Source organism: Bradyrhizobium sp. BRP19 (genome assembly GCF_020194195.1).
GTDB classification, from domain to species: Bacteria; Pseudomonadota; Alphaproteobacteria; order Rhizobiales; family Xanthobacteraceae; genus Bradyrhizobium; species Bradyrhizobium yuanmingense.
In genome coordinates, this window is sequence record NZ_JADYVZ010000001.1 from 260434 (window position 1) to 285061 (window position 24628).

Below are 24628 nucleotides of genomic sequence, written 5' to 3' on the forward strand. Positions count from 1 at the left end.
CCGGCCGTGGGTCGTCATAACAGCGATCGACGGAATTGCTGTAGCCGCGGCGCCACAGTGTGATCGAAAGGACTTTGCTCATTAACGAATGTTAATCGAGCATCGCGGACACCCTATCAAACAAGGGGTTTTGCAGCAGTTTCAATGTTGACGAGGCGAGACAAGCTGCATGCGCGCGCAACATCGTCGCGCGCACATTCGCGTGATAGAGGCGAATGCGAATAAGTTCCTCATCCAAATTGTCGCCATCTTTTCGCTCGCTTTCATCACATTCGTGGGCGCGTCAATCGCTAGCTCGCCTCCGCGCGTACTTCGCCGGACAAAGCGACACCCCATACGCGATCAGAGTCGTCTGCGTGATGAGGCCAATCAGCGACAGTGCCTTTTGGAAGCTGCAGCCTCACACACCGTCTTTCACCTGAAAAGCCCGCCTGAAGCGGACATCTCGAAGGATGGTCGCAGGAACGGCTGAACAGCTCTCAAATGCCATAGCCCTGCGATGAGCGCGCTGCGTCTGCTCAGCTTTGCCAGGGCGCATTGCGGATCCGCGTGCACGCGTTCGGCCTTTGGAAGCTCGGATCGTGATCTGCGATGTAGTCGAAGTTGACCGTCCCGAACGTCGTCTGCGGTTTCTTCAGCGCCGAGCAGGTCTGTACCTTCACGAACTCGTTCTTGAAGTCACCGCGCGGGAACGCCGAGATCACCTGCTCGCGCTGCTCCGGTGTGTAATGATCATACCCGATGCCCACCACATCCACCAGAACGCCTGCGTTGGTGAGCGCGATTTCCGGTCTCATATATTGCGGAATGCCGGGCGTGGTGTGCAGGGCGATGGCCTCCCACACCAGATCGGCCTGGGAATCAGCGATGCCGCGTGCCCGCAGAAACTCGCGCGCTGCATCGGCACCGTCGACTTCAAACCGCTTGGTCGCGGTATGGTAGTGATCGACGAGGCCGAGGTCGTGAAACAGGGCCGCGACATAGAGAAGCTCGGAATCAAAGTTCAGCTTCTGGCGCAATCCCGTCATCGCGCCGAAGACGTAGACGCGAACGGAATGGTTGAACAACATCTCGTCTTCGTAACTGCGCACCAGCTCGGCGGCCTCGCGAGCCAGTTGGCTGTCGGGAATTTTGACGCCGGAGATCACTCTCGTCATTTTCAGGTTCCTGCTTTCTGTTTCGGCTGATTCCCTTCGGGTCAGGCGGCCTCCTCGAGCGCGGCCTGCGGCGTATTTCGAAAGCTGATCGACATGCGATTGTACGCATTCATCAGGCTGATCGCGATCGTGAGATCGACCAGCTCGCGCTCGCTGAAGACTTTGCGAACGGCTTGATAGGCCTCATCCGGGACGTTGGTCTCGGCGACGCGGGTGATCGTCTCGGCCCATGCGAGAGCCGCACGCTCGCGCTCGTCGAAAAGATGGCCCGCCTCGGCCCAGGCCTGGACCAGCGCGATCTTTTCGATTTTCACGCCGCTCTTCAGCAGGTCGCGTGTATGCATGTCGAGGCAGTAGGCGCAATTGTTGATCTGCGACACGCGAAGATAGACCAGGGTGACAAGCGTCGCGGGAAGTCCGCTCTGCATGACGTAGCCGTAGACACCGCCCAGCGCCTTCATACCTGCCGGTGCGACGTGATTGTAGTTGAGCCGTTCGCTCATCTGCCTGCTCCTTGATGATCGGGGGATGAACCCTCCCTCTTGCCCCCTTAGGTGCCCCTGCACTGGTCCACAAAAAAGCACCAAGAACGTACAAAACTCGTGTACCACGCAGGCATGACGAGGCCGCTGCATCTGGAGCTCGATCGATCTGCAAAGACGCCGCTGGCCGAGCAGATCCACAAGGGGATCAGGACCGCGATCGAAAGCGGCGTTCTCGCCCCCGGCGCACGCCTGCCCTCCTGGCAGGATCTCGCCGCCCAACTCGGCGTCGCCCGCGGCACCGTACGGGTGGCGTACGAAAAGCTCTCATCCGCCCAACTGATCGTCGCAAGCCGCGCGACTGGAACCCATGTCGCCGACAGGCCCCCGTTCCCAGTAAGGCGGGACAGCGCCCCGTCGCCCGGCTCGTTCATGGAGATGTACCAGGAGCTGACGGCGGGGCCCGCGATCTTCCAGATGGGCGTGCCTGCGCAGGAGACCCTTCCCGGGACATTGCTGGCGCGGATGCGCGCGCAGGCAGTTCGGGCGGAGGTGAGCGCACCGGCGATCTACCCGGATCCACGCGGCGAGCTGGCGTTGCGGCGCGAGATCGCGGCCTACCTCGCGCTGGCGCGCGGGATCGAATGCGCGCCGTCCCAGATCATCGTCACTGCCGGTTTCAGCGGCGGCCTTGGCTTGGCGCTCCGCGTCCTCGGACTCGAGCAGAAGAAGGCCTGGATGGAGGACCCTGGCTTTCCCTTTACCCGGCAGGGTCTCGCGCTCGCGCGATTGTCGGTTGCGCCGATCCCCGTTGATGCGGACGGCATCGATGTCGATTACGGCATGAAACATGCTCCTGATGCGGCACTGGTGGTCGTGACACCGGGCCAGCAGGCGCCGCTCGGCTCCACATTGTCGCTTGTGCGGCGCTCACGGCTGCTCGACTGGGCAGCGCAAAGCAAGGCATGGGTGATCGAGGATGACTATCTCAGCGAGCTTCAGCTCAAGGGCCGGGCGACGCCGGCGCTCGCATCGCTCGACCGCGCCGGCCGCGTCATTCACATCGGCTCTTTCAGCAAGACGGTGACGCCTGCCCTGCGGCTGGGCTTTGTCGTCGCACCGGCCGCCCTGGCGTCGCAATTTGCCGAAGCTGCTGCGTGCCTTGCGCCCGCGCCTGGGCCGGCGGTGCAGCGCGCGATGGCCGACTTCATGCGCGAGGGCCATTATCTGCGGCATCTTCGGCGCACGAAGCGGGTTTACGCTGCACAAGGCGATGCATTGCTGAAGTACCTTCGCGCGCGCACTGCGAACATTGCGCTTGCCGGGTTGGCGGCGGTGCTGCAATTGGCGGACGGAGCACCCGACCTGGCCATCGCCAGGGAAGCAGCACGGATGGGACTTGCGCCTACGCCGCTGTCGCTCTGGTATGCGTCGAACGGACCAGTGCGCCCGGGACTTTTGCTCGGCGTGGCAACGTCTCCGCTCAAACGAATTGAGGCGTCCTGCGATCGACTGTTGCAAATCATCGATCGTCTGACGTGATCTTGACTGACGGACGATAGCACGCCGCGCATGGATGCGTTGCTGGCGGTGGCCGGTGAACGAAATAAGCGTGCACCGGCCGGCCCATCAAAAGTTGTGATAACGGCGTTTCTCATATAGGGTCGAACCTCTTCCTCGCCGTGCGTGGTCGCTTGCTGCATGCATGTCCGTATCCTGCTCCTCCTTGCCTTGCTTCTGCTTCCGGGCACTTTGCGTGCCGAAGCAACGCCGGTCGAGAAAGCCGGCTTCGCCTCCAGGCTGACGATCTATCTCGCCAAGGGGCCACCCGATGCATGTGGCCCGGGCTGCGATCGCTGGATTGCCATCGAGGGCGAAATCGATCGGGAGGCTGCGCTGCGCATTCGCCGCTTCCTCGCCGCGGTCAAGGACCTGCAGCGTCCGATCTATCTCCATTCGCCAGGCGGCAACGTCGAGCAGTCTTACGCGATCGCGCGGTTGCTGCGCAGCCGCAAGGCGATTGCCAGGGTCGGCCGGACGATCGCGACCGCCTGCGCCGCGGGCACGCAGGTGGATGCCGCCTGCCTGAAGCTCAAGAACGCAAGCGGCGAGGTCGAGGCCGAGCTCACCACGACCCGCGCCATGTGCAACTCGGCCTGCGCATACCTGTTTCTGGGGGCGGCATCGCGCGAGGTCGCCCCCGACGCCGCAATAGCGGTCCATAATTCCAAGCTGGTGCTTGCCTTCGACGGACGGCCCGATCCGGCGGCAGTCGCGGAATACAGGCGCCGCCGGCTCCTTGCCGCCGACCGCGATCGCGCCGCGTTCATCGCCGCGATGGGAATTGGTCGCGAGCTCGATTCGCTGATCCGGACGGTGAAATTCGAAAGCCTGCACGTGCTGACGCGATCCGAGCTCCACGGTTTCGGCATCGACACGCGACCGCTCGCTGAGACAAACTGGTCGCTGGAGAAAGAGGCCCGGCCGTTCATCCGCAAGATCGCGACCGCCAAGAAGGCGAACGGCTCCGCGTTCCGAACGATGGAGCTGCGCCTGTCTTGCGAAAGCAGCAAGGGCGCACCGCTGACATTTGCGGCCGAGGTCGACGAAACGGCCACCGGCAAGAGCACGATCCTGATCACGGCGGATGCCGACAAGGAGAAGACGGCCGGAGGATCTCCGGTGCGGACCGGCAAGCACGAGGTCTGGCGCAGCAACATCGACCCCGACATGGTCAAGGCGATACTGGCCTCCCGCTCCCTGCATGTCCGCGAAAGCACGCCGATCGCGGACGACAAGACGGACATCATGACATTCGAGCTCGACCTGGCGGGCCTGCCGTCACAATGGGCTCGGCTCAAGGCATCCTGCGCATTGCCGACGCCGGGCCCGACAAGCTCCTGGCCGACGACGCCTGGGAAAGCGGCTCCCTGGCAGGCAGTTCATTGGCCCGAGAGCCCTTGGACGCCCGCCCCCCAACTGACCGTCAGCACAAACCCTCGGCCCGCTCCGTCGCCTTGAAATGACGTCGGACATCGCCCCGGGCGGGCGATTCAACACGCAACATTCATTCAACCCTCATCGAGCAGGGAGCGGACCTTGGCGGCCAGGTCTTCGATCGCAAAGGGCTTGGACAGCAAATGCTTGCCGGCATCGAGCACGCCATTATGGACGATCGCGTTGCGCGTGTAGCCGGTGGTGAACAGCACTTTCAGATCCGGGTATCGTCTCGACAGCTCGGCCGCGAGTTCGGCACCGGTCATGTCGGGCATGACGACGTCGGTGAACAGCAGATCCGGAACGAAACCGCCTTCGATTTTGCCGATCGCCTCCCGGGCGCTGGCGGCCTCGACGACGGTATAGCCAAGCTCGCGCAGGCTTTCGGACGAGATGCCGCGGACCCGCTCGTCGTCCTCGACGACGAGGATGGTCTCGCTCTGCGGACTTGCACCGGGATGCAGCACGCCGTGCGACGGGGTTGAGACAGGCTCCTCGCCCGCGAAGCGTGGAAGATAGATCTTCACGGTCGTGCCGACGTCCACCTCCGAATAGATTTTGACATGGCCGCCCGACTGCCGCACGAAGCCGTAGACCTGGCTGAGGCCGAGCCCAGTCCCCTTGCCGACGACCTTGGTCGTAAAGAACGGATCGAAGACCTTTCCCAGCACGTCCGCCGCAATGCCCGTGCCGTTGTCCGTCACCGCAATGAGCACGTACTGCCCGGGCTGCAGCGCGTATTCGCGGGCATATTTCCAATCTATCGAGGCGTTGGCGGTTTCGATCGTCAGCCTGCCACCCTTCGGCATGGCATCGCGTGCATTGACAGCAAGATTGACGAGAACGCTTTCGAGCTGGGCAGGGTCTGCCTTGACGCGCCAAAGGCCAGCCGCGAGGACCGTCTCGAGACGGACGAGCTCGCCGAGCGAGCGCTCGAGCAGCTCACTCATCTCACCGACCATCTTGTTGATGTCCACGACCTCGGGCGCAAGAGGCTGCTGCCGCGAGAACGCCAACAATCTTTGCGTCAACGTGGCGGCACGGTTCGCACCATCCGTTGCACTATCCAAGAAGCGGTCAATGTTGAGCTCGCCCTTGCCGAGCCGCCGTTTGGCGAGATTCAAGCTGCCGAGGATGACGGCCAGCATGTTGTTGAAGTCGTGGGCGATCCCCCCGGTCAATTGCCCGACGGCTTCCATCTTCTGCGATTGCCGCAATTGCTCCTCGGCCTTCATGCGCTCGGCGATCTCGTCGGCGACACGTTGCTCCAGCTCGGCATTGAGCGCTTCGAGCCTGGTCAGCAGCTGGGCATTGTCAATGGCCGTCGCGGCATGGCCGGCAATGCCGAGCAATGCGGATTCGTGCTCCTCGTGGAATCGACCGACCTCCGCATGACCGAAGAAAAGCCCACCGAGCACCTCGCCGCTGCGCGAGATCACGGGGACCGCCAGATAGGACCGGACCGGAAGATGGCCCTCGGGCATGCCTTTCCGCGGCGCATTCTTGCCATAGCGCGGGTCTTGCAGGATGTCGTCCGACCTCACCACGCCCGTGCCCTTGAAGGTCGGCTCGAACACGGCGGTGGCGCGCGGCATCGGGAAGTTTTCGAAAGCGGATCGCGGCACGCCGGACAGCGAATACAGCATGTAGCTGCCGCCGTCCGCGGCCAGGACGTTGTAGAAGAAGGCTCCGAACTGGGCGCCCGTCAGCTCGACGCCGGCATCCGTCACGATCTGCACGATCCTCTCGAGATCGCGTTCGCGGGCAACTGATGCCCCCGTGTCGTTGAGGATCCTCAGATGACGCTCGGTCTTCTTTTGCGCGGATATATCCAGCACGGTCCCGATGAATCGCGTGGCGTGGCCGTCAGAAAAGATCGTGTGGCCCGTTGCGGCGATCCAGCGCTCGACGCCATCCTCGATGCCGACGGTCCGGTATTCGATGTTGTAGCTTCCCGGAGAATTGGGCTGTAACGCGGTCGAGACGGCCTCATGAGCGCGCTGCCTGTCGTCGGGATGAATGCCTTTCAGGAATGAGCCCTCATAGCTGACCTCGGCATTCGGTGAGAGACCGAACACCTCCTTGCAGCGGTTATCCCATCGAAGAATGTCGTTGACCGGATCGTAGTCCCAGGTGCCGATTCCGGCGGCCTTGTTGGCGAGGACGAGCCGCTCGGCAGCTTCGCGCGCCGCCTGCTCCGATCGGACGCGCTCGATGTGCGCCCATGATCGCTCCGTCACCTCGGTGAGCAAGGCAAGTTCGCGCGGCGTCCAAAGATGCGGGCCACGGTGATGAATGGCCATCAAGGCGGTCAGGCGCCCCTCCTTCACCAAGGGCATGCAGATCGTCGAACCGATGCCGATGCGCTGGAAGGTGGCGGCTTCCTCGGGGGCGATCTCCTTCAGATTGTCGTTGATGATGAGGGGGCGGCCGGCGCCCAGCTCTCGCACCGCCTTCTCGCCGAAGTCGGCAAGGCTGTAGTGCCCCACTATGTGCATCGCACCGGGGGCAGCCCAATCCCCGCGGATGGTGAAGCCGTCCTGATCGGGATCCATGTCGGCATAGGCGCAGTTGGAGACGCCGAGATACTCACCGACCATTCGCGTCGTCACTGCCATGACGCCGTCTGCATCGCGCGTCTTGGCCGTTTCCTTGTTGAGAGCGTCCAGGAAGAGGAGTCGCGCTTCGTTCTCGCGCACCGCGCTCTCGGCGCGGCGACGTTCAACGGCGGTGCGGGTGCGTTCGGCAACCTCGCGGATGAGCTCGAGCTCCGCCGGGGTCCATTCGCGCGGCGTGGCATTGTTGAGGTAGAGCAGCGCCACGACCCCATCGGGCTCGGAAATCGGCATGTTGACGAATGCGCGCGCCGAGATCGCCTCGAGAGCTCGGGCGCGGTCGCCGACGCGAGCGTCCTTTTCAGCATCGGCGCAGACGACCGTCTCGCCCCGCTTCAAGTCTTCGATATAGCTGCCATAGTCGCGAAAGCGCAGCACGCCGGCCAGGCTCAAGATCCCAGGCGCATTCCAGTCGCGCGCGATCGTGATGGTCTCGGCGGAGGTGTCGACGGTGCCGTAACCTGCCCGGCTGACATTGAGGCTGCGGCCAAGCAGCTCGGCCGCCGCATAGGCGAGATCGTCGGGGCTGCCGATCTCTCGAATATGATCGCCGAGGGTGGCCAAGACGGCGTTGCGGTCGGCCGAGGATCCCCCGGTCGCTGTCGTCATCGGTCAACCCCGAACACGTCCCTCGCTCCACCTGCACAATGATGAGACAGTAACTGTAGGTGGGGCCTTCGGTTCCCGGCGCGAGGGGCGGCTCAGCATCAAGACGCCTCTCGGGTCCTGCTCGGCCCAGCGCGCGATGCAGGTGGTCAAGTGTCTTCAACAACGGCGGGCTTAGACCGGCGTATAGATCACGAGCTTCAACGCGGGATCGTCATTGGCCTGGAAGCTGGTGTGCTCGAAGTGCAGCACGCCCTTGGTCGGATGGTTCATGGTCTTGCGGCCCGAGATGGTGCTGCGAACGTCGTGCGCCTCCCACCATTCGACGAATTCCGGACTGCTCTCGCGCAGCCGCGTCAGCAGCTCCGTGAAGGCGGGATCGCCGGCCCAGACGTCGTGATTGGCGCGAAACATCGCCACCATCGCCTTGGCTACGTCGGTCCAGCCGGCGCCATAGGATTTTCGCGTCTGCTTGTTCGTCAACATAAGAAGCAGCGTGTTGCGATCCTGCTCCGGCAATCGCCCGAACCCGAACACCTCCTCGGCCGCATCGTTCCAGGCCAGCACGTCCCAGCGCCGGCCGGTGATGTAGGCCGGCTGATGCAGGCTCTCGATCATGCGACGAATGGGCGGAGGCACGATCTCGCGGGTGAAGGGGCTCCTTGCGGGCTCGCGCGCCAGCGCCTTGAGGTGGGCGTGCTCGGCCTTGCTGAGACGGAGGGCCCGGGCCAGCGCATCCACGGTGGTCACGGACGGGCTGACCGTGCGGCCCTGCTCGAGACGGATGTACCAGTCGACGCCGATGCCGGCGAGCTGCGCAACCTCCTCGCGGCGCAGCCCCGCGGTGCGCCGGCGCCGGCCCACCGGAAGCCCGACCGCCTTCGGCGACAGCTTTTCGCGGCGGGACCTCAGGAAGTCCCCGAATTCAACGCGGCGTGGATCGACCATGGCGGGTGTCCCGGCGATGGAGGGCCTATGAAATACTAGGATAATACCAGGCCTTCCTGACTTCCGCCAGGGCAGCGCATACGGACTTCACCCGACCTCGAGGTGAACATCATGAAAGCTGCCGTACTCAAATCCTTCGGCTCGCCGCTGGCGATCGAGACTGTCCCCGAACCGGTGCTCGGCACCGGCGAGGTCATCGTCGACGTCGTCGCGACGCGCGTGCTGTCCTACATGAACGAGGTCTTCGACGGGACGCGCAACTACGCGCTCGACCTGCCAATCATTCCAGGCCCAGGCGGCATCGGCCGCGTGCGCGCGATCGGTCCGGACGCGACCAGGCTTGCCGTCGGCAACTGGGTGTTCTGCGATCCGACAGTGCGCTCGCGCGATGACGCCGCGGCGCCGGATATCGCCCTGCAGGGCCTGACCGCCGCGGGACCCGGCGGCATGCGCCTGCAACAGCACTTTCGCCACGGCTCCTTCGCCGAGCAGATGCGGGTGCCGACCGAGAACGTCAAACCCCTCGGCCCGATCACGTCCGAGCAGGCGACACAATGGTGCGCGCTGGGCACGCTGCTGGTGCCCTATGGCGGCTTCCTTGCGGCAAACCTTCGCCCGGGCGAGACCGTGCTGGTGAGCGGCGCCACCGGCAATTTCGGCAGCGCCGCCGTCTCCGTCGCGCTGGCGATGGGCGCAGCCTGCGTGGTCGCGCCGGGCCGCAACGAACGGATCCTCGCCGACCTCGTCCGCCGCTTCGGGGCGCGGGTGAAGCCGGTCAAGCTCTCGGGTGACGAGGACGACGACCGTGAGACGATGAAGCGCGCCGCACCGGGGCCGATCGACTGCGTCTTCGACATCATGCCGCCCTCGGTGAGCCCGACTGTCGTGCGCGCGGCAGTCATGACGGTCCGCGCTTACGGACGCGTCGTGCTGATGGGTGGCGTCGGCATGGCGGGCGGGCCGGGCCTCGAGCTGCCCTACCCCTGGATCATGCGCAACTGCATCAGCATCCACGGCGTCTGGATGTATCCGCCCGATGCGGCCAGCCGCCTGATCGCACTGGTGCGTGCCGGGCTGCTGCGGCTGGAAGAGTACGAGACAGAGACCTTCGATCTCGACCACGCCAACGAAGCCGTGGCGCATGCTGCCGCCAATGGCGGACCGTTCAAATTGACGGTGATCAGGCCCTGAATTGTGAGGCGGCGACGGACCGCCGTCTTCGATTTTTTTCGGAAGTCTCACCAAGCACTTGGCTACTGTGCATGGGGTTGTTTTCGAGCTCTTTAGTCGAGCTCGACCACCTGGCCGTTCGACAGCGAGACCCGCCGGTCCATGCGGCCGGCGAGCTCCATGTTGTGGGTCGCGATCAGCATCGACACGCGCGTCGCCTTGACCAGCTGCATCAAGGCCTGGAACACGTGCTCGGCGGTGCCGGGGTCGAGATTGCCGGTCGGCTCGTCCGCAAACAGCACGCGCGGCGCGTTGGCTACTGCACGGGCGATGGCGACGCGCTGCTGCTCGCCGCCGGACAACTCAGCCGGACGATGGGTGATGCGGTCGCCGAGGCCGAGATAGCCGAGGATCTCCTTGGCACGCTTGACGGTCTCGGACTTCTTCAGGCCGCGGATCATCTGCGGCAGCATGACGTTCTCGAGCGCCGAGAACTCCGGCAGCAGCCGGTGCGACTGGTAGACGAAGCCGATATCGGTGCGGCGCAGCTGGGTGCGCTCGATGTCGGGCAGTTGCGAAGTCGGTGCGCCCGAGACATAGACCTCGCCGGAATCGGGGGCTTCCAGCAGCCCCGCGATGTGCAGCAGCGTCGACTTGCCCGAGCCCGACGGCGCCACCAGGGCGACGGACTGGCCGGCCCACAGCGCCAGCTTGGCGCCGTCGAGGATCGTCAGCGGCACCTCGCCCTGCAAGTACTGCCGCTTTATCTCGTGGAGATAAATGACCGGTACATCTTCTGCCCCCTGCTGCTGCTCCATCAGTCCCTCACTCGTACCGGAGCGCTTCGACGGGATCGAGGCGCGCGGCGCGCCACGACGGATAGAGCGTCGCCAGGAACGACAGCGTCAGCGCCATGATGACGACGGCCGTGGTCTCGCCGACGTCGATCTCGGCGGGCAGTTTCGACAGGAAGTAGAGCTCCGGCGAGAACAGCTCGGTCGAGGTCAGCCAGGAGAGGAATTGCCGGATCGATTCGATGTTGACGCAGATCACGAGGCCGACGCAGAAGCCGACCAGCGTGCCGACCACGCCGATCGAAGCGCCCGTGATCAGGAATATCCGCATGATCGATCCCTGCGAGGCGCCCATGGTGCGCAGGATCGCGATGTCGCTGCCCTTGTCCTTCACCAGCATGATCAGGCCGGAGACGATGTTGAGCGCGGCAACCAGCACGATCATGGTCAGGATCAGGAACATCACGTTGCGTTCGACCTGGAGCGCGTTGAAGAAGGTCGAGTTGCGCTGCCGCCAATCGACCAGGAAGATCGGCCGGCCCGCCGCCTCCGTCACCGCCTTGCGGAAGGCGTCGATCCTGTCGGGGTTGGTCGTGAACACCTCGATCGAGGTGACGTCGTTGCTGCGGTTGAAATAGGCCTGCGCCTCGGCAAGCGGCATGAACACGAAGCCGAGATCGTATTCGGACATACCGATCTCGAACACCGCGACGATCTTGTACGGTTTTATGCGCGGCGTCGTTCCCATGGGCGTCACTGCGCCCTTCGGCGCCACCAGCGTGATGCTGTCGCCGGCATGCAGCGAAAGCTGATCGGCGAGGCGCCGGCCGATCGCAACGCCCTGCCCTTCGTCAAACCCCTCGAGCGAGCCCTGCTTGATGTTCTTGGCGATCGAGGTGAGGTTGTTGAGATCGTCGGAGCGGATGCCGCGCACCAGGACGCCCGAGGCGTTCCAAGGCGATGACGCCAGCGCCTGACCGTCAACCACCGGCGCCGCGAGCCGGATGCCCTCGACCTGGCTGAGGCGGTCGGCAACGTCCTTCCAGTCGGTCAGCGGCGATTCCAGGGGCTGGACCAGGATGTGGCCGTTGAGGCCCAGGATCTTGTCGAGCAGCTCCTTGCGGAAGCCGTTCATCACGGCCATGACGATGATCAGCGTCGCAACGCCGAGCATGATGCCGAGAAAGGAGAACCCGGCGATGACCGAGATGAATCCTTCCTTCCGGCGCGCCCGCAAATAGCGCGCCGACAGCATCCACTCGAAGGGCGCGAAAGGCGCGGTTTGCACGGTTTCGGTCATAGTCTCATCCATCGCTCGATAATCCCATGATTCGGGGTCAATTGTGGCCGGATTGGCGGCCGCGATATCGCGCGATGAACAATATTCAGCCGATCAGCCTTCTCAGCCCACAAGTCTTGCGACCGCGTCGGCAGGCGACATGGTCTCGCGCGCGCCGTCGCTGCGCCGCTTGATCTCGACCTTGCCGTCGGCGAGCCCCTTCGGCCCGATCATGATCTGCCAGGGGATGCCGATCAGGTCGGCGGCGGCGAATTTGGCACCGGCGCGTTGATCGGTGTCGTCATAGAGCACGTCGACGCCCTTGGCCGTGAGCTCGGCATAGAGCTTCTCGCAGGCGCCATCAACGGCCGCATCGCCCTGCTTCAGATTGAGGATCGAGACGCGGAACGGTGCCACCGCTTCCGGCCATTTGATGCCGGCATCGTCATGGCAAGCCTCGATGATGGCACCTAGCAGGCGCGAGACGCCGACGCCGTACGAGCCGCCATGGATCGGCACGTCGACACCATCAGGCCCCGCCACGAGCGCCTTCATCGGCTCGGAATATTTGGTGCCGAAATAGAAGATCTGGCCGACCTCGATGCCGCGGGTGTTCACCCGCTTGTCCACGGGCACCTCCTGCTCGAACCGCGCGGCATCGTGGACGTCTTCGGTCGCCGCATAGAGCGAGGTCCATTGCTTGATGATCGGCGTCAGGTCGCTCTCATAATCCACGTCCTCGCCCGGCACCGGCAGGTCCAGCACATCGCGATTGATGAACACGCCGGATTCGCCGGTCTCGGCGAGCACGATGAACTCGTGGCTGAGATCGCCGCCGATCGGGCCGGTCTCGGCGTGCATCGGGATCGCCTTCAGCCCCATCCGCGCGAAGGTGCGCAAGTATGCGACGAACATCTTGTTGTAGGCGACGCGCGCCGCGGCCTCGTTGAGGTCGAAGGAATAGGCATCCTTCATCAGGAACTCGCGGCCGCGCATCACGCCGAAACGCGGACGCTGCTCGTCGCGGAATTTCCATTGGATATGATAGAGATTGAGCGGCAGGTTCTTGTAGGACTTCACATAGGCGCGGAAGATCTCGGTGATCATTTCCTCGTTGGTCGGTCCGTACAGCAGCTCGCGCTTGTGGCGGTCGGCGATGCGCAGCATCTCCGGGCCGTAGGCGTCGTAGCGGCCGCTCTCGCGCCAGAGGTCGGCGAGCTGGAGCGTCGGCATCAAGACCTCGATCGCGCCGGAGCGATTCTGCTCCTCGCGCACGATCTGCTCGATCTTCTTCAGCACGCGAAAGCCGAGCGGCAGCCAGGCATAGATGCCCGCCGCCTCCTGCCGGATCATGCCGGCACGCAGCATCAGCCGATGCGAGACGATCTCCGCCTCTTTCGGATTTTCCTTCAGGATGGGCAGAAAGAACCGCGACAACCGCATGGTAATACTCTGGGAATCAGTGATCGCCTGCAGTGAAACCGGATTGGGAGCGAAAACACAAGACGGGAATGAAGAAAAGCCGCTAACGCGGCGAAATACCTGTCATTTTTCCGTTGCCTTCAGGTTTGACTTCAGGAGCACCGTGCTCAGCAAAGCCGGTAAGCCTAGGGCGGCGGCACCTCGAGTTCATCCGCCAGCGTGATCTTCTCGAAATCGCTCACAAGCGCCTCGATCCGCACACGCCAGCGGCCGGCGAAGGGCAGCTCGACCCTGCGCACGTGCCAGTAGCCATCCGGCCCGAGCAAGGCGACCCGTTCCATCGGCTCGATGCCACGCTCGGGCAGACTGAGGGTCAACGTCACCTCTTTGGCCGCCAGGGGCGTCCCCTCGCCGGTCATGAGCTGGAGCACGAAATCGTCCTTGCCGACCTTTCCAGGTGACACCAGCACCTGGAACATCGCCTTGTCGCCGTGGATGTGGATCGCCAACGGCGTCTCCGGAATGATCGTTCGCGGCGGCGGCGTGAAGCGCCAGCCGGCGACGACGGCAAAGATGGCGAGGGCGATCACGCATTCGAGGAGGATCGAGCGCTTGAAGATGGTCTGGGCTCCACGATCGCGGGCGAGTGCCGGAGTGAGGCGGAAGCGGTTGAGCGCCGCAAGTGCGAGCAGCATGAGAACCAGGCCGAGCTTGATCGAGAGGATGAGGCCATAGCGGGTCTCGACCAACGCCGAAACTTTTTCGAGCTGAACAATCGCAAGGGCGAGGCCCGTCAATGCCAGCACGCCGACCGCCGGCATGGCGATGCCCGAGAAGCGCTTCACGACGGCGAGTGTTGCCGGCGTCGGCTTCGACAGCAAAGCCGCGAGCGGAGCAAGAGCGCCGATCCATAGCGCAACGCACAGGCCGTGAAGAAACATCGCCGGGCGCATCATCATTCGAGGCGGCGCCGTTGCGGCATGCCCGCTCATGGCGAGCGACAGGCCCACGCCGACCATGGCAATGATCGCAAGAGCCCGCGAAGACCATGCGCTGCGGAGCGCCAGCAAGGCGAACAGCATCGCGGCGGCAGCAACTAGAAACGCGCGGCCGGCACTGGTTGCCACCGCGACCTTCCAAGGCGCGGCCGTCGCGAGCGCCGCCGGCGGCAGGCCGAGGAGATCGAGACCCAGCGCACCGAGCGACACCACCGCGCTGGAAAGGCCGACCGCGAGCGCCATGCGCGGCACGGTCATGCCGGCCAGAGACCATGATATCCAGCGCGCAAACCACACACCGCCGACGCCTACGAACAGACCGAGATAGAGGCCAACGCGCGCCAGCCAGATCAGCGCGGCCAACCAATGGTCAGTACTCGCGGACGGCTTCGTCTCCGACGGCATGCCGACTGAAAACATCACCGATCCCACGATCGGATGGCCATCCTGCGAGACCACGCGATAGCTGACGACCGCGGTCCCCTCAGGCAGATCCGCCGGCATCTGGATCGAAATCGTGTCGCCGGACGCACTGACGCGCGTCTCGTCCCGCGCCCTGCCCGTCCCGTCGATCAGCCGGATCGCGCCCGGCGTTACCGGTTCGTTGAACCGCAGCTCCACCACCTTGGGCGCGGTCGCGAGCGTGCTGCCGCTCGCCGGCTCGACCGAGATCAGCGCCGCATGCGCGAGCGCACCGCTCGCGAAGCCCGCAGCGAAGAGCAGCGTCGCGAGCGCTGCGAGGAGGCGCATCAGGGTTTCGGCAGGAGCTTGACGCCAGGCGCCGGCGACTTGCCCTCATGCGAATGGCTTGACCCCTCGGTTGGGATCTCGATCCAGCGACGAACGCCGGTCTCGCATTCCTGAACCACTGGGAAGTACAAGGTCGTGTTCGCCTTGAGCTTGTCGGTCAGCACCGTCTGCATGATGAACTCGTCATAGTTCTTGTCCGCCAGCTTACCGCCGGACCACGCCACCTCCTTGACGCCGGACGAGAGCTTGTTGCCGTGATAGTCGTATTCCCCCGCATATTTGCCCTCGACGACGTCGATGGTCCAGCCGGCCTTCGGCATCGGCTTCACCGCGATGACCCCTTCCGGAATCTGCACGCGGAGCTTCACCGTCGGCGAGCCCGCGCAGCCATGCGGCACGGTGAACACCGCCTTGTAGGACGCGCCGATTGTGGCGTGCTTGGTCTCGAGAGAGACATGCGCCGCCACTGGTGATGCGGCGACCGCGGCAATCAGAATCAGGCAGCATCGCTTCGACATATTCGGTCTCCCGAGAGTCCAGAACAGTCTCATTTCATCTTCATTCCCGAATGATCCGGCATTTTCTTCATGTCCATGTGACCCGAGTGCCCCCCACCGCCCGGTGCTTGCGCGCCGACGCCCTGGACGTCGAGCGCAACGGTGATCTTTCCGGCCTTCTCGAACTGAAGCGTCACCGGCACCTTGTCGCCCTGCTTGAACGGCCCCTTCAGCTCCTGAAGCATCAAATGATTGCCGCCGGGCGCGAGCTTCACGGTCTTGCCGGGCTCGATCGCCAGTCCCTTGTCGAGCGCGCGCATCTTCATCACGCCGTTGTCCATGGCCATCTCGTGAATCTCGGCCTTGCCTGCGATATCGGCGGACACGCTGACCAACCTGTCGGCGGCGCTCCCCTTGTTTTCGATGGTCAGATAGCCGCCGGCGACCTTGGCGCCGCCCGGCGTCGCCCGGCTCCAGGCCTGCGAGATGACGAGATCGCCGGCCTTGACGTCGTCGGCTGCGACTGCCGCGCTGGTGCCGAGCAGCATGGCGGCCGCCAGAAGTGATAGCTTGATCCTGTTCATTTGGTTCCCTCGGTTTTGATCTGATTGGATCGGTCGTGGTGGTCTCGGCAGCCCCAGTGCGCTTACCATCGATATCTCATTCCGGTGTAGACCGCCCGGCCGGCGCCTGGCTCGAACAACGCCGACGTCGCCGTGGCGCGATCGATGATACTGGCGCTGGCAATGTAGGTCCTGTTGGTGAGGTTTCGACCCTCGATATAGGCGGAGAACGGTCCGCCATTGTCGAAGCCCGCTTTCAATCCGAGCAGTGCATACGGCTCCGTCGTCAACGTGTTCATACTGTCGACGAAATAGGCCTGCGGCACCCATTCGACGTTCGGACCAGCATAGAACCCGGTCGGATGCTTGTAGAGCAACTCGGCGCGCAAATAGTGACGCGGCGCGCCGGGCAGCTGGTTGTTGCCGAACTCCGTATCGCTGTCGAAGCGAAAATCGTTGTAAGTATAGGCGAGGTTGAGCCACACCTTGTCGGGCGCGCCTCCTGTCACGAAGAGGTGGCGGAAGATTGCTGCCCCTGCCCCAGCCTCGACGCCCTGGTGGAAGGTTCGGTCGGCATTGGTCACGTTGCAATTGCCGAACGCGCTGTACAGGCACAGCAGCTCATCGCGGATATCGGCGCGATAGGCGGTCAACTCCCACGAATAGTCGGGCCGTCGCATGCGGGTCCCGATCTCGTAGGTCGTCGCAATCTGCGGGCGGATGCTGGTGAACGGAATCGTCGGAATGCCAGGACCGCGCGCGCTCTCGCCGAAGCTCGGCACTTCGGCGCTCCGCGAAACATTGGCGAAGGCCTGCCACGTCGGGTCGATCTGCCACAGCAGGCCCGCCTTCGGCGACCACAGATCAAAGCGGGTTGCTCCCGACTGGTCGCCGTCGCTGAGAAACCGGTCCTGCCGATTGCGGGTCGCATGCAGGAATTGCGTGCCGGCGATCGCGGCGACATTCGGCAGAAAGTAGAAGCTGTCCTCCACGTAAACCGAGGTGTTCTCCGAGCGATCGATCGACGACGACAGCAATGCCCCCTTCTGTCCGGCAATGTTGGCGAACTGCTGGTTGTCGATGCTGCCGTTCAACAGGTTGACGCCCGCAACCAGCCTGTTGCGGTAACCGCCGATGATGCGGTCGTCCGTAACCTTCGCGAAGCCGCCATAATCCTTGTAGCGATAATCGAGCCACTGGAAGATCGGATGCATGAGGTGCCGGTCGACGCCGAAAGCGCCGAACTCCAACCTGGTGTCGTCGAATCGGATCGTCGTCTTGTTTGCCAGCCTGATCGTGTCGATGTTGCGCTGCTGGTCCAGCGCAACGTTCGCCGGAGCCGCGGCCTCCGGATTGGTCAAGGCAGACGCCTTGGTGACGGTTCCTGGAATGCGCTGCCGCACCTCGTTGGCGTTAAGATAGAATCGCGTCTCGAAATCCGGCGAGAACTGGTAGCCAACATTGCCGCTCACGCGGTTGCCCGAGCCGAAGCTGTGATCGCGGAAGCCGTCCGTGGCCTGCGTTGATGCGGTGACGAAACCATCCCACGGCCCGTTGGCGCCTCCTGCATTGGCCTGCAGTCGCCTGAAGCCGAAGGCTCCCACGTCGAGCGAGACTCCATTCGGAAATCGGTCGCGTCCCGATGGCGTCACGAAGTTGACGGCGCCTCCCAGCGAATTGGCTCCGAACTGCAGCGCGTTCGCGCCCTTGTACACCTCGACGTATTTGTAGGCGGTCGGGTCGATCTCCTGGAAATCGCCGTAGCCGTCCGCCGTATTGATCGGGATGCCGTCCATGTAAAGCTGCACGCCGCGCAGATGGAAATTGCGCGACAGGCCGGATCCGCGGATCGAAAGCCGGGTGTCGTCGCCCCATTTCGGCTGCGCAAACACGCCGGGAACGTAGTCCAGGACATCCTTGATCGTGCTGGCGGGAGTCGAATTCCGGTAGGCCTCCGCTGCGACCAGCGCTACGCCGCCCGGCGTCTGGTTGATCTCGCTCAGTGCCTGCTGGGCGGTGAGAACCGTCAGGGCACCAGGACCGAGGCCCCCTTCGGAAGCTGCCGTCGGTTGCGGACGCGCAGTTGCGGGCGCGCGGGCCCGCGTTGATCGCGCGGCGGTTCGCTGTGCGCGGGCTGGAGAGGCCCGTTTCTCCCGCGGCGCGTCGACTGTGACGGGAGGAAGCTCGCGTCGGTTTTCCTCCGCGATTGCGTTGGATGGCACAACAAGGGCAGAAGCTGAGGCAAGCAGAATTTTGCGTGCGGAAAGCAGTCGAAAGAAGCCTGTACGAGGCATGAGGTCATTCCTGATGCCGGCAGAGAGCCGGTGCATAGCGATCCCGGCACGGCCGAAGCCGGCGCGGAGCTGAAGGTTTCGCGGATCAGGAAATGCGAGGGGGAGCGCGCGCCCAAGCGCTCGAACCGTCGATGGCGGCGAGGACGGGCGCGTTCGCCACGTGCCAGACGATGCGGGCGATGGGGCGGACGGGAGTTGAGAACGCCGCATGGGGCGGCGCGTCAAGCGAGGCGTCAGCGTGCGCGAGGCAACAAAGCGCACATGCGCCAGCTTTTGCGGCCGGTGTCCCGGTCTCGTCGACCGGGCCGCCCTGCTCACTTGCGCTGTGGCAGATGACGCCTGCAGAGAACGAATCGGCCGCAGCCTGGCCGGCCGCGAGACAGGCGGCGATCGGCGCCAGCACCTGCATCACCAGGGCGAGCAGGACCAGAGGCAGAAATTTTTGCAGGCGTGCGCGCATCCGCCGGACCATTCGTTCGTGCGCTAACTAATCACTCGGGCGCAGCCGAGTCGAGGCCAGTTCCGCCGCCCGCTTGGTCCCGCGCAAATTGCTCGAAAGCTGTGGCCGGACCGCCCTACGCCCGAGCCCGGCCGGTATCTGAGGCAGGGAAACCTGCCCGGCCATCCACAAATTTCTTATATCTGTCATATGTTTAGGTAGGCAGAAGCCCGAACGTTTCGTCAGTTGCTCCTATTTTGAACATTCGTTGCCGAAAATGATGACAAGTGAGAAAAGTTGATCTAGCATCCCTCTTGCTCAGGCGCTGACCGCGAGGTCGAGGCCTGGTGGTCCAAGTCTCGGGAGGAGCCCCTGGCGCGCAAAACGCAGCGTCGCCCCGTCAATCAAGATCAAATCTTAAGATCGGGGATAATAGGGTCGACACAATTTTTGAGCGGGGCCAGGGCCCCGCTCTTTTTTTGCCCGCGCGGCTGAACTGTCGATGAACGCGGCCTTTCATCCCATCCACGACAGCTTCGAACGTGCGGCCTCGCGCTGCGCCGACCTCACGCCGTTCGTCTATCGACGTCTGTTCGATCTCCATCCGGAAACGCAGGCGATGTTCCGCACGGACGGCGGTGACCTCGTGAAGGGGTCGATGCTGGCGCTGACGATCGAGGCGATTCTCGACTTCGCCGGCGAGCGCCGCGGGCATTTCCGGCTAATCGCGTGCGAGGTCGCCTCGCACGACGCCTATGGCACGCCACGCGAGCTGTTCATCGCGTTCTTCGCCGTCATCAGGGATGCGCTCCGCGATCTGCTCGGCGATGAATGGACGCCCGAGATCGCGCAGTCCTGGGATACATTGCTCGCCGAGATCGACGCATTCGCCGCCGCGGCCACCTGACGCTTTGCGCTGCACCAACGCACGGGCTGCGACGACGCTGCGGCTGAATGCAGATTGAGTGCGAACAACTCTTGTGAGAGACTTTCGGAGATCGGTAGCGCTACCAATGACGCGCCGACGACAAAATATATGGGAGCGAGCGATGTCCGGGACGAAAGATTTCTCGACGACCAGGCGCGATCTTCTTCAGGCGGCTGCGGCCGCCGGCGCCGGAGCTGCCATCCTCGGCAGCATGGGCATAAACCCCGCACTGGCCGCAGTCGGACGCAGCGAGAAGCCGTTGAAGGCGGCGTTCTCCAACGCCGGCCTCCAGGCCACCTGGTGCGCGCAAGGCAAGCAGGCGGCGGAATTCTGGGGCAAGCTGTTCAATGTCGAGGTGACCTGGTTCGACGGGCAGCTCGATGCGGTGAAGCAGCGCGCGGCGATCGACAACATGGCCTCGCAGAAATGGGACTTCGTCGCGATCCAGGCCTTCGGCATCGGCACCCTCACCCAGCCGGTGCAGAAGATGATCGATGCCGGCACGCCTGTGATCGACATGGACACGCTGATCGCGCCGCTCGATCAGATCAACGTCCATTCCTTCCTCGCTCCCGACAACGAGTTCATGGGCGCTTCGGTGACACAGGCGCTGTGCAACGCCATGGGCGGCAAGGGCAAGATCATCATGACGCAGGGCGCGCTCGGCCACACCGGTGCGCAGGGCCGCGCCAAGGGCTTCAACTCGGTCGTCAAGCAATTCCCGGGCATCGAAGTGCTGGACACCCAGCCGGCCGATTGGGACGTCTCGAAGACCGCCCGTCTCTGGGAGACCTATCTGACCAAATACCCGCAGATCGATGCGGCCTTCTTCCACAATGACGACATGGCGCTGGCCGCCGCCAACATCATGAAGGCGCGCAATCGCACCAACATCCTGATCGGCGGGGTCGACGCCATGCCGCCGGCGATCCAGGCGGTCAGCGAAGGCCGCATGTTCGCGACCGTCCGCAATCCGTCCTGCCGCATCCATGGCGGCGCGATCGTCGCGGGCGTCTCCGCCGTGGTCGGCGGCGAGAAGAGCGGACAGGGCATCCCGAAGAACGTCGTCACCGACGGTCCGGTCGTGACCAAGGCGAATGCGGCCGGGATGCAGTGGATGCAGGATCACTTCCTGATCTGAGCCTCCAGATCCTTCATGAGCGTGGGACAACAGCCCATCCTGGAACTGCAGGGCATCACGAAGAGCTTCGGCGGCGTCGAAGCGCTTCGTGGTGTCGACTTCGCGCTCTATCCCGGCGAGATCCATGGTCTCGTCGGCGAGAACGGCGCCGGCAAGAGCACGCTGATGAAAATCATCGCCGGCGTGCACACCGAGTTCTCCGGCCGCTTCCTCGTCGACGGCCAGGAGATGCATTTTCGCTCGGCGCGCGATGCGCACGCCGCCGGCATCGCCATGGTGCACCAGGAGCTCAGCGTCGCGCCCGACCTGACGGTCGCGGAGAACGTCTTCCTCGGCAACCAGCCGACCAACGCCTTCGGCCTCGTGCAATGGCGGCGGATGGCGCGCGAGGCGGGCGAGCAGCTCGCCCGCTTCGGCATCGACGTCGATCCGATGGCACGGCTCGGCGACCTTCCGATCGGGCTGCAGCAGTTGATCGAGATCGCGCGCGTGCTGTTCTCCGGCGCGCGCATCGTCATCCTGGACGAGCCGACCTCCGCCCTCTCCCCGCCCGAGGTCGAGCGCCTGTTCACAACGCTCCGGCGGCTGCGCGAGCAAGGCACTGCCATCGTCTTCATCTCGCATTTCATCGAGGACATCTTGCTGGTGTCCGACACGGTGACCGTGTTCCGCAACGGCCGCAAGGTTGCGGAGACGGCGAGCGCCGCGACCAGCAAGGGCGCGCTGATCGAGGCCATGATCGGCCGCGGCGGCGAGGCGCTCGAGCATAGCTACACCGACGATCTGATGCTGCCGCAACCGAGCGACAGCAAGGTGATTCTTAGGGTCGATCAGCTGTCGCTGTCCCGCAGCCTTCAGGACGTCTCGTTCGAGGCCCGCGCCGGCGAGGTGCTCGGCATCTATGGCTTCATGGGTTGCGGCCAGCAGGAGCTGTCGCGCGTCCTGTTCGGCAAGCTGAAGCCGGACGGCGGGACGCTTGCAGTCGAAGGCGTGACGAAAACGTTCGCCAGCACGGCGGCGGCGCGCCGCGCCGGCGTGGCGCTGGTGCCGGAGAGCCGGCGCGACATGCTGTTCCACCAGGAGCCGGTCTACAAGAACATCTCGATCAGCATTCTCGACCGCATCTCCTCGCTGCTGCTCAAGCCGGCGCAGGAGCGCGACATCGCCAAGCGCCAGGTCGAGCAGCTGCAGATCAGGCCGCCAGTGGTCGGTCTCGATCTCGGCATGCTCTCGGGCGGCAACCAGCAGAAGGTCGCGCTGGCGAAATGGCTGACCTATCCGCCCAAGCTGCTGGTGCTGTGCGAGCCGACCCGCGGCATGGATGTCGGCGCCAAGAACGACGTCATCAACATCGTGCGCGACCTCAGAACGAAGGGGCTCGCGATCATCGTGCTGTCGACCGAGCCGGAAACGGTGCTGTCGCTGGCCGACCGCATCCTCGTGCTCAAGCGCGGCGCATTGGTGCGTGAATTCAAGAACGAGCCGGTCAGCAAGGACCGCCTGCTGGAAGCGGCGTGACGGAGAAGCACATGAGCAGCGAGACGGCTTTGGCGACAGGACAACGGGCACGGGGCCTTGCGCCCTTCCTGCGCTCGCAGATGCGCAACATCGCCCCGTTCCTGACGCTGATCTTCCTCACCGCCTTCTTCGCCTTCGCCAGCCCCTCCTTCGCGACGCTCGACAATCTCGGCAACATCCTGACCCAGGTGTCGGTGACGGGCATCATCGCCGTCGGCCTCACCTTCGTGATCCTCTGCGCCGAAATCGACCTGTCGGTCGCCAGCATCGCCAACGTCACGGGCATTGCGGTCGCCTACTTCACGCTGCAGGAATCCTACGTCAACATCGCCAACATCCCCCTGCCCGGCGCCGTCGCGATCATCCTGTCGCTCCTGCTCTGCGCCCTGCTCGGTCTCGTCAACGCGGTGGGGCTGACCGTGATCGGCATCCCCTCCTTCATCATGACGCTGGCGATGATGCAGATCGCCGCCGGCATCTCCGCGCTGCTGGTGCGCGGCCAGATCGCCTACAAGGTGCCGAGCCTGATCACGACGCTCGGCTCCGGCTCGATCGGCGGCATCCCCTGGATCGTCATCGTCGCCGCCATCATGCTGCTCGGCGGCCATCTGGTGCTGACCTACACGCGCTTCGGCCGCTACGTCTACATGGTCGGGGGCAATCGCGAGGCGGCCGAATATTCGGGCCTCAACGTCAAGCTGATCCTCGGTGCGGTCATGGTGATCTCGGCGGTGTGCTCGGGCCTCGGCGGCATGCTCGGCGTCGCCCATTTCGGCAGTGCGCAGCAGAACGAGTTCGACACCTACCTGCTCGATTCCATCGCCGCGGTCGTGGTCGGCGGCACCAGCCTCTTCGGCGGCCGCGGCGGCATTGGCAACACCATCGTCGGGCTTTTCGTCCTCGGTGTGCTCAATAACGGCCTCGACCACGTCAACATCGACAGCTTCCTGAAGATCCTGATCCGCGGCCTGATCCTCCTGGCGGCGCTGGTCATCAACGTCTATGCGCAGCGCTTGAGGGAGAAAGCGGCGGAATAGACGGCCGGCAAGACAAAAGTGCGAAAACAACCCCATGCACAGTAGCCGGCGCCAACGGAATCAATGACTTGCCGACGGGCGTCGTAAACTTGCGGATTTTACGAAGCCGATTTGCTCCGTCGGGCAAAACAGGGGTATGATGTCATCATCGGCAGCCGGCTTCGAAAGGCCGGTGCACCCCCGTCACTGCGAGCGCAGCGAAGCAATCCAGAGTCTTTCCGCGGCTGCATTTCTGGATTGCTTCGCTGCGCTCGCAATGACGATGTAGCGGCAGAAGGAATACGGCCTAGCACTCGGCCTTCGCGTTTGATGGCAATCGCGAGAAGCGGAAATTGCAGTGGCTGGCGCCGCCGGCCAGCGTCTGGGTCCGTTCCAGGCGGATGCCTCGCGTGGCGTAGGCGACGAAGTCGAGGCCGCAGATGGTCGGCAGGATCTCGGTGTCGCCGCGGCGCGCCGCGAGCTTGCAGAAGCCGCAGGCCTTGTAGTCGATGCCGAATTCGAAGCTGTCCTGCGGACCCGGCTCGACGAACTCGTAGACGAAATCTTCTGGAAACTCCGCTTGGTGAGCTCGGGTAACGCTCCTTGCCGCCTGCTCACGCATCAAGCCCTGGTTTTCCGGCGACATGAACTGACGCCCCGCGGCGAGACGCTCGGCTTCGGGCATCGTCAGCAGTTGCGCCTTGTAGGTTTCCCGCTCGATCTCCCCGATCACGGGCACCGGCACGCCGTGGCGCCGCAGCACCCGGCTGATGGCCATGAAGCCGGTCAGGCGCATGAAGAAATCGCTCATGCGGCTTCCCGCGCCGCCGACATAGGGCATCTGGGTGAGGACGATCTCGAATTCGTCCATCACTTGCTGCCTGATTGCGTCGATATCGGAGAGATGCGCGCGCTCGCGGAGCATCGGTTCGGCAAGGTCTATTCGCTCGCGCATGGCGGCCTCCATCGCGCGGCGATGCGTCTGGTAGAACGGATGAATCTCAGCCATTGGAC

At 64.1% G+C, this 24628-nt stretch carries 20 protein-coding genes; 7 read left to right on the forward strand and 13 right to left on the reverse strand.

What is annotated here, in order from left to right; genetic code table 11:
* Positions 1-518: 518 nt before the first annotated feature.
* Together I6F36_RS01240 and I6F36_RS01245 are read right to left on the reverse strand one after the other, a co-directional pair.
* The gene (locus I6F36_RS01240; protein WP_225170913.1) at positions 519-1157 is read right to left on the reverse strand and encodes an HD domain-containing protein; all 639 of its coding nucleotides are present in this window, start codon (positions 1155-1157) and stop codon (positions 519-521) included.
* A gap of 41 nt (positions 1158-1198) precedes the next feature.
* Positions 1199-1660, reverse strand: coding sequence for a carboxymuconolactone decarboxylase family protein (locus I6F36_RS01245; protein ID WP_036025271.1), 462 nt, complete (start codon positions 1658-1660; stop codon positions 1199-1201).
* Between the two features lie 114 nt (positions 1661-1774).
* On the opposite strand from I6F36_RS01245, the gene I6F36_RS01250 reads away from it, so the two are divergent.
* On the forward strand, positions 1775-3181 hold the full coding sequence (locus tag I6F36_RS01250) for a PLP-dependent aminotransferase family protein (protein WP_225125339.1): 1407 nt from the start codon (positions 1775-1777) through the stop codon (positions 3179-3181).
* 159 nt (positions 3182-3340) lie between these two features.
* A complete protein-coding gene (locus I6F36_RS01255; protein ID WP_225125187.1) occupies positions 3341-4660 on the forward strand; it encodes a hypothetical protein in 1320 nt (439 codons plus the stop codon).
* Between the two features lie 50 nt (positions 4661-4710).
* On the opposite strand, the gene I6F36_RS01260 is transcribed toward I6F36_RS01255, so the two are convergent.
* Both I6F36_RS01260 and I6F36_RS01265 read right to left on the reverse strand, forming a co-directional pair.
* The gene (locus tag I6F36_RS01260) at positions 4711-7860 is read right to left on the reverse strand and encodes a GAF domain-containing protein (RefSeq protein ID WP_225170914.1); all 3150 of its coding nucleotides are present in this window, start codon (positions 7858-7860) and stop codon (positions 4711-4713) included.
* A gap of 171 nt (positions 7861-8031) precedes the next feature.
* Positions 8032-8805, reverse strand: a complete 774-nt coding sequence (locus I6F36_RS01265; protein WP_109143604.1) for a helix-turn-helix transcriptional regulator — start codon at positions 8803-8805, stop codon at positions 8032-8034.
* Positions 8806-8916: 111 nt separating this feature from the next.
* Here I6F36_RS01265 and I6F36_RS01270 point away from each other — a divergent pair, with 111 nt between their 5' ends.
* Positions 8917-9996, forward strand: a complete 1080-nt coding sequence (locus tag I6F36_RS01270; RefSeq protein WP_192893193.1) for a zinc-binding alcohol dehydrogenase family protein — start codon at positions 8917-8919, stop codon at positions 9994-9996.
* 92 nt (positions 9997-10088) lie between these two features.
* Here I6F36_RS01270 and I6F36_RS01275 read toward each other — a convergent pair whose 3' ends face one another.
* The 8 genes from I6F36_RS01275 to I6F36_RS01310 form a co-directional block, all read right to left on the reverse strand.
* Positions 10089-10793, reverse strand: coding sequence for an ABC transporter ATP-binding protein (locus tag I6F36_RS01275; protein WP_109143602.1), 705 nt, complete (start codon positions 10791-10793; stop codon positions 10089-10091).
* 7 nt (positions 10794-10800) lie between these two features.
* Positions 10801-12081, reverse strand: coding sequence for a lipoprotein-releasing ABC transporter permease subunit (locus tag I6F36_RS01280; RefSeq protein WP_036010095.1), 1281 nt, complete (start codon positions 12079-12081; stop codon positions 10801-10803).
* Between the two features lie 90 nt (positions 12082-12171).
* Positions 12172-13491 (reverse strand): proline--tRNA ligase, encoded by a 1320-nt coding sequence (proS, locus tag I6F36_RS01285; protein WP_225170915.1) that lies wholly within the window; start codon positions 13489-13491, stop codon positions 12172-12174.
* A gap of 164 nt (positions 13492-13655) precedes the next feature.
* Positions 13656-15218 carry a copper resistance CopC/CopD family protein gene (locus I6F36_RS01290; protein WP_225170916.1) on the reverse strand — a complete coding sequence of 521 codons (1563 nt, stop codon included), beginning with the start codon at positions 15216-15218 and terminating at the stop codon, positions 13656-13658.
* On the reverse strand, positions 15218-15736 hold the full coding sequence (locus I6F36_RS01295; RefSeq protein ID WP_036010104.1) for a YcnI family protein: 519 nt from the start codon (positions 15734-15736) through the stop codon (positions 15218-15220). The genes I6F36_RS01290 and I6F36_RS01295 overlap by 1 nt, the downstream gene beginning before the upstream one ends.
* A gap of 29 nt (positions 15737-15765) precedes the next feature.
* A complete protein-coding gene (locus I6F36_RS01300) occupies positions 15766-16299 on the reverse strand; it encodes a copper chaperone PCu(A)C (protein ID WP_225125182.1) in 534 nt (177 codons plus the stop codon).
* A 62-nt stretch (positions 16300-16361) separates the two neighbouring features.
* Positions 16362-18572 carry a TonB-dependent receptor gene (locus I6F36_RS01305; RefSeq protein WP_225170917.1) on the reverse strand — a complete coding sequence of 737 codons (2211 nt, stop codon included), beginning with the start codon at positions 18570-18572 and terminating at the stop codon, positions 16362-16364.
* 85 nt (positions 18573-18657) lie between these two features.
* Positions 18658-19032 (reverse strand): DUF2946 family protein, encoded by a 375-nt coding sequence (locus I6F36_RS01310; protein WP_225170918.1) that lies wholly within the window; start codon positions 19030-19032, stop codon positions 18658-18660.
* A 481-nt stretch (positions 19033-19513) separates the two neighbouring features.
* Between I6F36_RS01310 and I6F36_RS01315 the strand changes: the two genes are divergently transcribed.
* From I6F36_RS01315 to I6F36_RS01330, 4 genes are all read left to right on the forward strand, one after another.
* The gene (locus tag I6F36_RS01315; RefSeq protein ID WP_225170919.1) at positions 19514-19918 is read left to right on the forward strand and encodes a globin; all 405 of its coding nucleotides are present in this window, start codon (positions 19514-19516) and stop codon (positions 19916-19918) included.
* A gap of 142 nt (positions 19919-20060) precedes the next feature.
* Complete coding sequence (locus I6F36_RS01320) at positions 20061-21080, forward strand: sugar ABC transporter substrate-binding protein (RefSeq protein ID WP_036010114.1); 1020 nt, start codon at positions 20061-20063, stop codon at positions 21078-21080.
* A 15-nt stretch (positions 21081-21095) separates the two neighbouring features.
* Positions 21096-22598, forward strand: a complete 1503-nt coding sequence (locus tag I6F36_RS01325; RefSeq protein ID WP_225170920.1) for a sugar ABC transporter ATP-binding protein — start codon at positions 21096-21098, stop codon at positions 22596-22598.
* 11 nt (positions 22599-22609) lie between these two features.
* The gene (locus I6F36_RS01330) at positions 22610-23635 is read left to right on the forward strand and encodes an ABC transporter permease (protein ID WP_225125179.1); all 1026 of its coding nucleotides are present in this window, start codon (positions 22610-22612) and stop codon (positions 23633-23635) included.
* A 286-nt stretch (positions 23636-23921) separates the two neighbouring features.
* Here I6F36_RS01330 and I6F36_RS01335 read toward each other — a convergent pair whose 3' ends face one another.
* Positions 23922-24623 carry an L-2-amino-thiazoline-4-carboxylic acid hydrolase gene (locus I6F36_RS01335; RefSeq protein WP_225170921.1) on the reverse strand — a complete coding sequence of 234 codons (702 nt, stop codon included), beginning with the start codon at positions 24621-24623 and terminating at the stop codon, positions 23922-23924.
* Between the last annotated feature and the right edge of the window lie 5 nt (positions 24624-24628).

Bases quoted from the DNA above. Each gene is read 5' to 3' on its own strand.
- I6F36_RS01330 (WP_225125179.1), top strand. From the start codon at position 22,610: ATGAGCAGCGAGACGGCTTTGGCGACAGGACAACGGGCACGGGGCCTT.
- I6F36_RS01315 (WP_225170919.1), top strand. From the start codon at position 19,514: ATGAACGCGGCCTTTCATCCCATCCACGACAGCTTCGAACGTGCGGCC.
- I6F36_RS01280 (WP_036010095.1), bottom strand. From the start codon at position 12,081: ATGGATGAGACTATGACCGAAACCGTGCAAACCGCGCCTTTCGCGCCC.
- I6F36_RS01240 (WP_225170913.1), bottom strand. From the start codon at position 1,157: ATGACGAGAGTGATCTCCGGCGTCAAAATTCCCGACAGCCAACTGGCT.
- I6F36_RS01275 (WP_109143602.1), bottom strand. From the start codon at position 10,793: ATGGAGCAGCAGCAGGGGGCAGAAGATGTACCGGTCATTTATCTCCAC.
- I6F36_RS01250 (WP_225125339.1), top strand. From the start codon at position 1,775: ATGACGAGGCCGCTGCATCTGGAGCTCGATCGATCTGCAAAGACGCCG.
- I6F36_RS01245 (WP_036025271.1), bottom strand. From the start codon at position 1,660: ATGAGCGAACGGCTCAACTACAATCACGTCGCACCGGCAGGTATGAAG.
- I6F36_RS01265 (WP_109143604.1), bottom strand. From the start codon at position 8,805: ATGGTCGATCCACGCCGCGTTGAATTCGGGGACTTCCTGAGGTCCCGC.
- I6F36_RS01310 (WP_225170918.1), bottom strand. From the start codon at position 19,032: ATGCGCGCACGCCTGCAAAAATTTCTGCCTCTGGTCCTGCTCGCCCTG.
- I6F36_RS01325 (WP_225170920.1), top strand. From the start codon at position 21,096: ATGAGCGTGGGACAACAGCCCATCCTGGAACTGCAGGGCATCACGAAG.
- I6F36_RS01270 (WP_192893193.1), top strand. From the start codon at position 8,917: ATGAAAGCTGCCGTACTCAAATCCTTCGGCTCGCCGCTGGCGATCGAG.
- I6F36_RS01260 (WP_225170914.1), bottom strand. From the start codon at position 7,860: ATGACGACAGCGACCGGGGGATCCTCGGCCGACCGCAACGCCGTCTTG.
- I6F36_RS01290 (WP_225170916.1), bottom strand. From the start codon at position 15,218: ATGCGCCTCCTCGCAGCGCTCGCGACGCTGCTCTTCGCTGCGGGCTTC.
- I6F36_RS01320 (WP_036010114.1), top strand. From the start codon at position 20,061: ATGTCCGGGACGAAAGATTTCTCGACGACCAGGCGCGATCTTCTTCAG.
- I6F36_RS01295 (WP_036010104.1), bottom strand. From the start codon at position 15,736: ATGTCGAAGCGATGCTGCCTGATTCTGATTGCCGCGGTCGCCGCATCA.
- I6F36_RS01255 (WP_225125187.1), top strand. From the start codon at position 3,341: ATGCATGTCCGTATCCTGCTCCTCCTTGCCTTGCTTCTGCTTCCGGGC.
- I6F36_RS01300 (WP_225125182.1), bottom strand. From the start codon at position 16,299: ATGAACAGGATCAAGCTATCACTTCTGGCGGCCGCCATGCTGCTCGGC.
- I6F36_RS01305 (WP_225170917.1), bottom strand. From the start codon at position 18,572: ATGCCTCGTACAGGCTTCTTTCGACTGCTTTCCGCACGCAAAATTCTG.
- proS (WP_225170915.1), bottom strand. From the start codon at position 13,491: ATGCGGTTGTCGCGGTTCTTTCTGCCCATCCTGAAGGAAAATCCGAAA.
- I6F36_RS01335 (WP_225170921.1), bottom strand. From the start codon at position 24,623: ATGGCTGAGATTCATCCGTTCTACCAGACGCATCGCCGCGCGATGGAG.